The sequence below is a fragment of the Novosphingobium nitrogenifigens DSM 19370 genome (assembly GCF_000192575.1).
Classification (GTDB): domain Bacteria; phylum Pseudomonadota; class Alphaproteobacteria; order Sphingomonadales; family Sphingomonadaceae; genus Novosphingobium; species Novosphingobium nitrogenifigens.
Genome location: NZ_GL876932.1, coordinates 67441 through 78765, shown reverse-complemented (window position 1 = coordinate 78765; position 11325 = coordinate 67441). Strand labels below are relative to the sequence as shown.

The following is an 11325-nucleotide window of genomic DNA, read 5'->3' as shown; positions in this document are numbered from 1 at the left end:
GATGCAGCAGGACCCGTTCACCCGGGAAATCGTCAAGGACGCGCTGGTGGCCCTGGGCGAAGAGATGTTTCAGGCGATGATCCGCACGTCGATGAGCCCGATCATCTATGAATCGACCGACTTTGCCGTGGGTGCGACCGATGCGGTCGGCAATCTCCTTGCGCAGGGCAACGGCGTCACCGGCTTTCTCGCCATGCTCGACACGGCGGTGCAGAGCACCTTGCGCCACTGGCCGCTCGACCGGATCCATCCCGGCGACGTCTTCATCACCAATTGCCCCTATGAAGGGGGCGGAACGCACTTGTCCGACGTCGTCATCGTCTGCCCGGTCTTTGCCGAAGGGCGCCTGATCGCGTGGACGGTCAACAAGGCGCACTGGACCGAAGTCGGCGGCACCTATCCCGGCAGTTCGACGACCTGTTCGACCGACATCTATCAGGAAGGGCTGCATTTCCGCTTCCTCAAGCTCTACAACCGGGGCGAGATCAACGAGGCGCTGGTGGAGATGATCCGCGCCAATGTGCGCCTGCCCGACAGCACGATCGGCGACATGCATGCCGGGGTCGCGGCCTGTCGCGTGGGCGCGCGGCGGATTGCCGAACTTGCCGACAAATATGGTCTCGACGCGCTGATCGATGCGATGGGGTCGCTGCTCGACTATGGCGAGCGGATGACGCGTGAAGAGCTCAAGCGCCTGCCCAAGGGGGTCTTCACGGCGCAGGACGTGGTCGAGGAAGATGGCTTGGGCAACGGGCCTTTCGTCATCAAGGTCCGTCTGACCATTACCGATGAAAAGATGATTGCCGATTTCACCGGGACCAGCCCACAGGCGCCCGGCCCGATCAATCTGGGTGAGGCGGGCCTCGTCACGGCGGCGCGCTGCGTATTCAAGGCGGTCACCAATACCGAAATCCCGGCCAACGGCGGCTGTTTCCGTGCGCTCGACATCATTTGTCCCAAGGGTACGATCCTGACCGCGCAAAGCCCGGCGCCGGTGTCGATCTATTACGAGACCAAGCTGGCGGCGATGGAAACGATGTGGATGGCGCTTGCCCCGATCATGCCCGACAAGCTGCCCGCCGGGCATCAGCGCACGGTCGGCGGCACGTTCATTTCGGGCATCCATCCCGATACCGGGCGCCTCTTCGTCATGGGCGAGCCGCTGGTCGGCGGCTGGGGCGCGGGCCATGACCGCGACGGCGATGCGGGCCAGTTCTGTTGCGCCAACGGGGAAACCTTCAACATTCCCGTCGAACTCGCCGAAAGCCGCTATGGCTTCGAAATCGACCAGTACGCGCTTCACGACGAAGACGGCGGCGCCGGGGAATTCCGGGGAGGAAAGGGCGTCGTACTCGATTACCGGATCACCTCGGACGAGGCGTTCCTGACCTATTCGGCAACCCGGACCCGGTCGCGTCCGTGGGGCCTTGCCGGGGGACAGCCGGGATCGTGCAACCGCGCCGAAGTGCTGCGCACCGACGGTTCGGTCGAAGTCTATTCGATGGTGACCGCCATCCGCGCGCAGCGGGGCGAAACCTTTCGCCTGGTAAGCGCGACGGGGGGCGGATACGGCGACCCCGCTCGCCGCTCGCCCGAACGGTTGAAAGCCGACTTGCGCGATGGTTATGTGACCGCCGAACAGGCGCGCCGTGATTACGGCATCGATCCCGGGACGCTGAACTGACCATGGCCTCTGCCCCATCCGATGCGAACCATCTGCGGGCAGAGGCCGCGCAGAGCTTTGCCCACGAACTCGTTCCGCTCGAGGATCAGGGTTCGGGCTGGCGCATTTTCTTCATTGTCGCGGGCAGCCAGTGCGGCTTGCCCGCGTTCCTGCTCGGCGCGCAACTGGCGGGCAGCCTCGGCCTGATCGGCGGGGCGCGGGCGGCGATCACCGGGGCGCTGGTCCTGGCCACGCTGGCCAGCGTCAGCGCCTATACCGGGTCGCGCACGCGCATGAGCCTTGCGATCCTTTCCACGCTGACGTTCGGCAGCAAGGGCGCGCAACTCGTGCGCCTGCTCATCGCCTTGTCGCTGGTCGGGTGGTTTGGCGTGGCGATCAGCGTGCTGGGCGCGACCGCGAGCGGGGCGATTGCGGACATGACCGGGCATCTGGTCGCGCCGCCGTTCCTGTCCGTCCCGCTCAGCCTTGCCATCGCATGGGTCGCGATGCGCGGGGCGCAGGGGCTCGAACGCCTGGGCATGGTGCTGATCCCGCTCGCTTTTGCGATCCTCGGGCTCGGCGTGTGGCTCAGCGTGCCGCACATGGGGCAGATCCTGAGCTTGCCGGGCACCGGGCATCTCGGATTCGGGGCAGCGGTGTCCTCGGTCGTCGGGGACTATATCGTCGGGGCAGTGATCCAGCCCGACTATGGCCGGTTCGTTCGTCGGCCTGCGGGCGCCGCTGCGGGAGCGGCGGGTGCGCTGGCAGTGGTCCTGCCGCTGGTCCTTGTCGCTTCGGCGGTGCCGGGGCTGATGGTGGGGAAGGACAACCTGATCGCGGCGATGATCGCGCTCGGCTTCGGGCTTCCGGCACTGGTCGTCCTGCTCATGGGGGCATGGATCGATGCGTCGGCCTGCCTCTATTCGGGCGGACTGTCGCTTGCGAACCAGTTTCCCCGGTTCGATTTCCGCACGATCATCGCGGGCAGCGCGCTGGTCGGCGTGGTTCTGGCGCTGGCGCGGGTGGACACGCTGTTCGTGCCGTTCCTTGTGGCATTGGGGGTTGCGCTTCCCCCGATCGCGGCGGTTCAGGTGGTGAGCGCCTTGCGCCGTCCTCCTCCGGCTGACGCTCACACCATCGAGGCGGTCGCCTTGCGCCCCGCCGCGCTCCTTGCCTGGGCGGCGGGAACGCTGGCGGGGGTGCTGACCAGTTACGAAGTGATCTCGATCAGCGGGATCGCGGCGGTGGATTCGGTTCTCGTTGCCGGAGCGGTTGCCCTCGTCACGAGCTTCACACGCTCCGATCGCTGAACAGCAGGCGTCCGACGGGCGCGCGCAGCACTGCGAAAACGAGCCCGGCCGCGCCGACGAGCCCGGCGTGGAGCAGCCAGAACGCAGTCGGCGTCCATTGCGCGTAAAGGCCGCCGAGGCTGCCGCTGATGAGGCTGCCGAAGAAGATGCCCATGAAATAGATGCCGACCATCATCGCGTTGATCGCCTTGGGCGCGACGCGGGTATAGAGCGCAATGGCGACCGGCTGGACATTGAGATAGCCGAACTGCGTGCCGGTGCTGGAAAGGACGATCCACCAGAGCGGAACGTGGCCCCCGGTGCCGAACACCAGCGTCCCCATGCCGTCCATCGCCGTGAAGGCGGCAAAGACGATGCAACCCATGGCGAGTTTCGACAAGTCGTCGAGCGGTCCGCGCAGGCGTTCGAGCCAGTGCCAGAAACGCAGGACGACGGGCACGAGAATGACGCTTTCGACCGCCATCATTGACTGGACCCAGGGAACCGGCATCGACCAGCTGCCGATGGCCATCGACACATGGTCGCGTGCCCAGAGGTTGTAGACGTTCCATTGCTGGGTCAGGCCGACGAAGAACAGGACGAACAGCGGCAAGAGCGCGATCAGTGTCGCGACGGTGCGGCGTTCCCGTGCAGTCAGGCGCGCGCGTTCGACCGTCCGGTCGACCGGGGCGTCGGCGGGGATCATGTGCATGCCCAAGGCATAGATGAGCAGACCCGCGACCATGCCGAGCCCGGCAAAGCCGAAGCCGACATGCCAGCCATAGACCCGCGCGAGCAGGCCGGTCACCAGCGGCGCGGCAAAGCCGCCGATGTTGACCATCGCGTAATAGATCTGGATGCCGTTGGCGCTGCGCGGATCGCCGGCGGGATAAAGGCTGCCCACTTGCGCGATGAGGTTCCCGCGCATGAACCCGGCGCCCAGGATCAGCAGGACCAGCGCCAGCAGGAACGTCTGGTCGAACACCATGCAGCCGTGGCCGAGCGCCATCAGCAAGGCGCCGAGCAGGACCGAACGTCGCCGCCCCAGCCAGCGGTCGCCGATGATCCCGCCAAAGACCGGGGTGAAATAGATGAGGCCCGCATAAAGGCCGAAGACTTGCGCGGCGAGCGCCTCGACGCTCAAGGGACCGGTCAGGCTTTCGATCGCGGCGCGAAGGGGGGCAAGGCCGACGACCGCTCCGGCGTGGCCGGGCAGGAAGAGCTGCTCGGCCATGTAAAGCGTGAGCAGGGCGAGCATCCCGTGGAACGAGATGCGTTCCCACAATTCGGTTCCAGCGAGGACCGGCAACCCGCGCGGATGGCCGAGAATGTCGCGGGTTTGGGTCCGGGACGTCGGGGAAGTGGGCATCAATAGGCTCCGATCGTGTGGAGCAGGGGATAGCTCTGCGCCGCGGGCAGGGCGTAATGCCACCATTCATAGGGATGGCGACAGAACCCGGCTTCCTCCATCAGCGTCAGCAGCGTGGTCCGGTTGTGCAAGGCAACCGGATCGAGCCCGGCGTAGCCGTGGTGGGACCGCTCGCTCGCTTCGTCGAAATCGCTGCCCATGTCGAGCACCATGCCGCCTGCATCGATGAGAGTCACATCGACCGCGATCCCGCGCGTGTGGTCCGACCCGATCGCCGGGTCTGCGACATACATGGGGTCGGGGCGGATGGACCAGAGTCGTTCCTGCGCCGCACCGGGGCGATAGGCGTCGAGCAGGCCGATCCGCCAGCCTTGTGCCCAGGCCCGCTCCGCCGCGCGGTCGAGCGCATCGGCGGCGTGGTGGTGCAACATCGCCGGGACATCTTCATAGATCACCTGCCCGGTGAAATTGTCGGGCGTGGCATAGGCGAGGCGTATGTCGACGGCATGGTGGCGAACGGGACGGAGGGGCGCGTGCATGACGGGAAATCCTGATCGGGCCGAAAAGACAGCGGCCCCCGCCTCCGCAAGGGGAGACGAGGGCGCCGGTTTGGTGCAGGTCTTGCGGATCAGATCTTGAAGCCGATGCGCAGTTCCACGGTGCGCGGAGCGCCGAAGGCTTCGAGTTCTTCCGAAGGCAGGAAGTCTTCGCGGTTCACGCGATAGAGCTTGTCGGTCAGGTTGCGGCCGATCCCTTCGACATAGAAACGCCCGTTGGGGTGGGTCCAGCGGATCGTCGCATTGACCAGACCCAGCGGGCCGTCGGTGTTCTGCGTCGCGTCATAGGTGAAGGGGAAGATGATCCGGCTGCGATAGGTATATTCGACGTGCGCGTCGACCGAGCCGATCTTGCCCAGCGAACGGGTATAGTCCGCGCCGACCGAGCCGCTCCACGTCGGAGCCAGCGGCAGCGAGCGACCGTTGATGACCGTGCCGGTGCTGGCCGAGAAGTAGTTCGACACGTCGCTGTGCAGGTAGGTGAAATTGCTGTTGAGCGAGAAGCCGTTGCCGAAGTTGTAGTCGGCCGACAGTTCGCCGCCCGCGATCTTGGCGCTGGCCGCGTTGTTCACCGCGACTTTCATCACGCCTGCCGTCACCAGACCCGAACGGAACTGGATGTGGCTGTAGTCCATGTAGAACCCGGCCGCGTTGATGGTGAGGCGGCGGTCGAAGAAGCGACCCTTCATGCCGCCTTCATAGGACCACACTTTTTCGGGCCCGAAAACCGGGTTGCCGGTGGTGTCCTGACCGTTGATGCCGCCGCTCTTGTAGCCTTCGACCGCGTTGGCATAGAACATCACGGTGCTCGACGGCTTCCACTGCAGCTGGAAGCTGGGAGTGAAGCGGTCGTTGCTCAGCTCTGCCGACAGCGCCGACTTGTCGATGGTCTGGAACCGCTGACCGCTCTTGTGGTCGTGGGTGTAACGACCGCCCACGATCGCGGCAAAGCTGTTGGTGACGTGGTAGGTCAACTGGCCATAGACGGCCTGCGAAGCCGACTGGGCCGCGGTGTTGATGAGCGCGGCGGGCGAATAGTTCGTGCTGGTCGGTGCGCCGGGATTGTATTCGTAGTCGATGTTCTCGGTGCCGCTGTCGCCATAGAGGAACATGCCCAGCAACCATTCCAGCTTGTGCTTGCCGGTGCTGAACAGTTGCAGTTCTTCCGACCACGAACGATAGGTCTGGTTGGTCTTCTGGTATTCGAAGTCATAGGCGGTGCCGTCGGTGTCCTGGCTGTCGGCGTCGCCGTACCAGGTGTAGCCCGAGATCGAGCGGACCGCGACCGCACCGAGGTTCCAGTCGACGGTCAGTCCGCCGACATCGCCGCGACGACGCGAATACATCGGCGAATTGACGCGGATGTGGCGCGGATCGACCCGCTGTGCGTCGGCCGGGGCGAGCGAGGCATAGCTGTCCGAAGCTTCGGTCCCGAGGCTCGGGTCGAGCGAGATGCCATAGCCCAGGCCGCTGTCATCGACGCTGTGCTGCCAGAACGCCGTCGCCTTGAGGTTGGACGTCGGCGTCAGCGTGATCGTGCCGCGCACACCGGTGTAGTTGGTGTTGTCGAGCTGGGTGCCGTTGTAGAGGTTGTAGGTATAGCCGTCGCTGCGCGCGTAATTGGCCGCGACACGGACCTGGATCAGGTCGTTGCCGCCCGAAACGCCGCCTTCGGCACGGACCATGTTGTACGAGCCATAGCCGACATAGCCGTCAGCTTCGAAATCCTTGGTCGGCATCTTGCCGATCATGTTGATCGCGCCGCCGGTGGCGTTGCGGCCATAGAGCGTGCCCTGCGGGCCCTTGAGCACTTCGACGCGCTCGACGTCGAACATCTGGCCCAGCACCATGGCCGCGCGGGGCAGGTAGACGCCGTTGATGCTGGCCGCGTTCGACGGGTCGGCGCCGATGCTGCGCACGTTGTTGCCGATGCCGCGGATGGCGACGTTGACTTCGCGGTCGGCGACCGAGATCGCAAGGCCGGGAGTGTTGTTCTGAAGCTGGAACGTGTCGGTCAGGCCGATACGCGCCATCTGGGCGCCGGTCATGACATTGAGCGAGGCGGGGACGGACTGTGCCGTTTCCGCGCGGCGCCGTGCGGTGACGGTGATTTCCCCGGCAGCGGCGCTGCCTGCGGTGTCGGACGGTGCTGCGGCGGTGGTTCCGGTCGTATCGGCGGTCTGTGCCTGCACCACACCCGGCATGGCGAGCCAGGCAGTACCCAGCGCCAGCAGAATCCTGCTCTTTGTCATGTTCACACCCTTGTTTTACGTCTTTGACGTTGTTCGTTTTGAACTTTGACGGTGCGATTATGGGAATGTTTCTGAATCGGCAACACCAATCGCGATTTTTGAAAAAATCATGCGCAAAATGTGCCGTGTGTGACAAAAATGTCCTACAGCCCCTTGAAACACGGGGGTTTGTTGCGGTTGAAACAAGTTTCAACCCGGACGGAAATGCGGCCGGTCCCGCGCGGGGCAGGAGGAGGTGGGCAGAGATTGCGGGAAGGGGGGAGGGGGAAGGGGGCCCGGCGTCAGGTCTTGTCGACGCGGATGTGATCGTGCTGTGAAGCGGGATTGTCGCCTGTCTTCATGATTTCCGCGCTGTCGGCAGAGCAGATCGACAGGATCCTGCAGGGGGCGTCGCAGGCAGCGATATAGGCGTGTCCGATATTGCTGTCGAAGTAGATCGAATCGCCCACATTGAGGCGGGAAGGCGTGTAGAACTCGGTGTAGAAATCAATAGCACCTTCAAGGACATAGGCGAATTCCTCGCCACCGTGCCGGATGAAGTCGCCAAAATCCTCGATCCGTTTGACTTTCACGTCGACGACGATCGGGACCACTTTCTTGTGCAGCAGGTCCGATGCGACATAGAGCGAGGCATAGACGTCGGTATCGATCATCACCCCTTCGCCCGCCCGGCTGATGACCCGGCGCCCGAATACGGGTTTTCGCACTTCCTGCGGGCTGGGCACATGTTTTCCGCCGAACAGTTCGCTGATGTCGACATTGAGTGCCGAGCTGATTTTCACGATCTTGTCGTAGCTCAGCGACATCTTGTCGTTTTCAATTTTTGAAAGTGTTGAACGCGGGATGCCGGTCTTCAGTCCGACGTCGTTGAGCGTCAATCCGAGACGAGTACGCAAATCGCGGAGAATGTGTCCAAAGCGTGCTGTTTCGGGGTCTTCGCGTCGACTTGCCATGATGGCGGGCATATAAACGCGCCTTCGTGATGAAGGCAACACGCTGCCAGTCATCTTGTCCGCGTCCTTTTCACAAACGGAAAGTGTTTTCAGATCCGCCGCCGCAGCGCGGCAAGGTCGAGACCGTGGCGCTTGACCTTGTAATAGAAGGTTTCGCGCGGGATCGCGAGGCGGGCGGCGGTGCGGTTGACGTCGCCGCCCTCGGCCAGAAAGGCTTCGCGCAAAAGGCGGGCCTCGAATTCGGCCATGCGTTCGCCCAGCGATTGCGGGGCGGTGTCGGCGGGGCCGTCGTCTTCGAGTTGCAGGACCACGCGTTCGGCATATTGGGCGATTTCGCGCACGTTGCCGGGCCAGTCGTGCGCGGCAAGGTGGGCGAGCATGGCCCCGGTGATGGGCGGAGGCGGGCGGCGCAGGCGGCTTGCCGCCGTGTCGAGCAAGTGGGCAAAGAGCCGTTCGACGTCCTCGCGCCGCTCACGCACCGGCGGCAGCGAAAGGCGTACGCCCGACAGGCGATAGAGCAGCGCCGGGGGAAAATGCCCCGCGCGCATGGCATCGTCGAGCGAGGCCCCGGCGGTCGCGATGATCCGCACGTCGAGCGGGACCGGCGCGCGGGCATGGGCGGGCATGACGGCGCGTTCTTCCAGAACCTGTACCAGCCGCGCCTGAAGCGCGGGACTGGCGCGGTCGATGTCGTCGAGCAGCAGCGTGCCGCCCTGCGCCTCGATCAGCTTGCCCGGACGGGCCGCGTCGCCGGTCAGCAGCGTGTCGATCAGCGCGTCGGGAACGGCCGGGCAGGCGATGGTGACGAAAGGCTTGCGCGCACGGTCTCCTGCGCGGTGGATCAGGCGGGCGACCAGTTCCTTGCCCGTCCCGCTTTCCCCTTCGACCAGGATATCGATGTCACTGCGGCCCAGAATGGCGATGGTCTGGCGCACGCGCTGGATCGAGGGGGCTTCGCCGACGAGGACCTGATCGGCGCTGTCTTCGGCCAATTGGCGCAGGCGGCGGTTTTCCAATGCCAGCCGTCGCGTTTCGGCGGCGCGGCGGACGGCCGCGACCAGCGTTTCGGGGGCGAAGGGCTTGGTCAGGAAATCCCAGGCGCCCGCTTTCATGGCATCGACCGCCATGGTCACTTCGCCGTGGCCGGTCATGAAAATCACCGGCAAGTCCGGGTCGCGGTCGCGCAGGCGCTGGAACAGGGCGATCCCGTCGATGACCGGCATGCGGATGTCGGTGACGACGACGCCGGGATAAGTCCGGTCGATCGCGCCGAGCGCCTCTTGCGCGCCGGAAAAGGCATCGACGGCAAATCCGGCAAGCGTCATCGTCTGGACGAGCGCGGTGCGCAGGTCGGGATCGTCGTCGACGAGAGCAATGCGGACATCGGTCATTCGGCAGCTTTCAGCAGAACGTCGAAGACTGCGCCCTCGGCGCTGTCCACGGCAACGATTTCCCCGTCCATCTCGCGCATGATGTCCTGTGCGATGACAAGGCCGAGGCCAAGGCCATGGGTGCGCGAGGTGGCAAAGGGTGTGAACAGGCGCCCGGCGATTTCAGGCGATATGCCGGGGCCGTTGTCGCGGATGCGCAGGCGGACGCGGCCTCCTTCCTGTGTGGCGACAAGCTCGATGCGCGCGTCGGGCCGGCTGGAGAGAGCGTCGATGGCATTGTGGAGCAGGTTGACCAGAACCTGTTCCAGCCGCAGCCGACTGGCCATGACCAGCGGGTCTTCGCCCAGCGCGATGTCGCAGGCAATGCCGCCCAGACGGGGACGCAGGATCAGGAGCGCGCCCTCGACCGCTTCGCTGAGCGGCATGGCGCGGACCTGATCCTCGCGCCGCCGCGAGAAATTGCGCAATTGGGCAGTGATCGCCCCGACCCGTTCGGTCAATCCGCTGATCGCGGTAAAATTGGCGCGCGCGGTGGCGATGTTCCCGCGTTCGAGAAAGGCGATGCCGTTGTCGGCATAGGACCGGATCGCGGCGACCGGTTGGGCGGTTTCGTGGGCGATGCCCGCAGTTACCTGCCCCAGTGTGGCGAGGCGATTGGCCTGCCGCAATTCCTCGCGCAGGAGATCGGCGCGCTGTTCGACTTCGGTGCGTTCGGCGATCTCGCGGCGCAGTTCGGCGGTGCGGACATCGACTTCGGCCTTGAGCTCGGCCGTGCGCAGCTGTTGCCGATGGCGCCGCAGCCACAGGCCTGCGAGCGCGGCGAGGACGACCACGCCCGCAAGGGCACCCAGAGCCCATGCCATGCGCTGCGCATTGGCGATGTGTTCGCCCACGGGCACGAAGCGGTGGACATGCCATCCCGACACGCCCGCCGGGGCCATGGCATGGATCCATTGCCCTTCGCCGAGCGTGTCGATCCGCACCAGCGGCCCTTCGCCCGTGGGGGTGACGCCCAGCGGTTGCAGGGGGCCGCGATCGGCGCGCAGGGCTGCCCGTACCCGCGCCTCGCGTGCGGGATCGAGCCGCTGCATCGTGCGAAAGCGCAAGTCGGGCGCGCTGGCGACGACAACGACGCCGTCCGCATCCGTCACCAGCGTGAGGCCGGGGGCTCCTGCCCATTCCGCCTCGATTCCCAGGAACTCGCGTTTGACGACGATAAACCCGTTACCGACGGTGCGCCGCGCGAAATAGAGGCCGGGGCGATGGCTGGTGGTCCCAAGCCCGAACTGCATGCTGCTGCCCTTGCGGAGCGCGTCGCGGTAATAGTCGCGGAAGGCAAAGCTGTGGCCGACGAAGGATGTCGGCTTGCGGAAATTGCTGGCGGCAATGGCGGTGCCGTCGCCGCGCAAGAGATAGAGATCGGCGGCCCCGGTTTCCTGCGCCAGTGTTTCGAGCCGCTGGTCGAGGCGCGGTGTCGCGTCCTGCGCTCCGGCAAGCGCAGCGGCGATATCGCGATCTTCGGCAAGGGCCATGGGGAGCAGGTGAAAGCGGTCGATTTCCGCCTGAATGAGCGCCGCCCGCAGGCCCGCATCGACATCGAGCTGGCCCGAGGCTTCGGCAATATAGGCGCGCCGGGTCAGGTGTCCGGCCTGCCACGCGATCAGCACGACCAAGAGAGCCATGCCGACGAGCACCGGCAGGGCAAGGCGTTGATCGAGCCGAGTCGGGAGAAGCGGGGCGGCCATGCCTTGTTGTGCAAAAACTTGCACTAAGGGTCAATTTCCAGTGTTGAAATCTACACGGATGCTTGTCGTGACGGTGGATATAATCATCTAATATCAATGAGGTATG

8 protein-coding genes are annotated in these 11325 nt (G+C 65.1%); 2 read left to right on the top strand and 6 right to left on the bottom strand.

Features of this window, described 5'->3' with window-relative positions:
• Position 1 precedes the first annotated feature (1 nt).
• Together Y88_RS09860 and Y88_RS09855 are read left to right on the top strand one after the other, a co-directional pair.
• Entirely contained in the window at positions 2–1684 is a 1683-nt protein-coding gene (locus tag Y88_RS09860; protein WP_008068629.1) for a hydantoinase B/oxoprolinase family protein, read from the top strand.
• A gap of 2 nt (positions 1685–1686) precedes the next feature.
• Positions 1687–2973 (top strand): cytosine permease, encoded by a 1287-nt coding sequence (locus Y88_RS09855; RefSeq protein WP_008068630.1) that lies wholly within the window; start codon positions 1687–1689, stop codon positions 2971–2973.
• Here the strand turns inward: Y88_RS09855 and Y88_RS09850 are convergent.
• The 6 genes from Y88_RS09850 to Y88_RS09825 all read right to left on the bottom strand — a co-directional run bounded on the left by Y88_RS09850 (position 2954) and on the right by Y88_RS09825 (position 11219).
• Positions 2954–4321, bottom strand: a complete 1368-nt coding sequence (locus Y88_RS09850) for a peptide MFS transporter (protein WP_008068631.1) — start codon at positions 4319–4321, stop codon at positions 2954–2956. The two genes, Y88_RS09855 and Y88_RS09850, sit on opposite strands and share 20 nt — an antisense overlap.
• A complete protein-coding gene (ddpX, locus tag Y88_RS09845; protein ID WP_008068634.1) occupies positions 4321–4860 on the bottom strand; it encodes a D-alanyl-D-alanine dipeptidase in 540 nt (179 codons plus the stop codon). The genes Y88_RS09850 and ddpX overlap by 1 nt, the downstream gene beginning before the upstream one ends.
• 89 nt (positions 4861–4949) lie before the next feature.
• A complete protein-coding gene (locus tag Y88_RS09840) occupies positions 4950–7130 on the bottom strand; it encodes a TonB-dependent receptor (protein ID WP_157132629.1) in 2181 nt (726 codons plus the stop codon).
• 281 nt (positions 7131–7411) lie between these two features.
• Positions 7412–8137, bottom strand: coding sequence for a helix-turn-helix domain-containing protein (locus Y88_RS09835; RefSeq protein WP_232281005.1), 726 nt, complete (start codon positions 8135–8137; stop codon positions 7412–7414).
• A 35-nt stretch (positions 8138–8172) separates the two neighbouring features.
• Positions 8173–9474 (bottom strand): sigma-54-dependent transcriptional regulator, encoded by a 1302-nt coding sequence (locus tag Y88_RS09830; RefSeq protein ID WP_008068646.1) that lies wholly within the window; start codon positions 9472–9474, stop codon positions 8173–8175.
• On the bottom strand, positions 9471–11219 hold the full coding sequence (locus tag Y88_RS09825) for an ATP-binding protein (RefSeq protein WP_018075927.1): 1749 nt from the start codon (positions 11217–11219) through the stop codon (positions 9471–9473). The genes Y88_RS09830 and Y88_RS09825 overlap by 4 nt, the downstream gene beginning before the upstream one ends.
• Between the last annotated feature and the right edge of the window lie 106 nt (positions 11220–11325).

Bases quoted from the DNA above. Each gene is read 5' to 3' on its own strand.
- Y88_RS09860 (WP_008068629.1), top strand. From the start codon at position 2: ATGCAGCAGGACCCGTTCACCCGGGAAATCGTCAAGGACGCGCTGGTG.
- Y88_RS09855 (WP_008068630.1), top strand. From the start codon at position 1,687: ATGGCCTCTGCCCCATCCGATGCGAACCATCTGCGGGCAGAGGCCGCG.
- Y88_RS09850 (WP_008068631.1), bottom strand. From the start codon at position 4,321: ATGCCCACTTCCCCGACGTCCCGGACCCAAACCCGCGACATTCTCGGC.
- ddpX (WP_008068634.1), bottom strand. From the start codon at position 4,860: ATGCACGCGCCCCTCCGTCCCGTTCGCCACCATGCCGTCGACATACGC.
- Y88_RS09840 (WP_157132629.1), bottom strand. From the start codon at position 7,130: ATGACAAAGAGCAGGATTCTGCTGGCGCTGGGTACTGCCTGGCTCGCC.
- Y88_RS09835 (WP_232281005.1), bottom strand. From the start codon at position 8,137: ATGACTGGCAGCGTGTTGCCTTCATCACGAAGGCGCGTTTATATGCCC.
- Y88_RS09830 (WP_008068646.1), bottom strand. From the start codon at position 9,474: ATGACCGATGTCCGCATTGCTCTCGTCGACGACGATCCCGACCTGCGC.
- Y88_RS09825 (WP_018075927.1), bottom strand. From the start codon at position 11,219: ATGGCCGCCCCGCTTCTCCCGACTCGGCTCGATCAACGCCTTGCCCTG.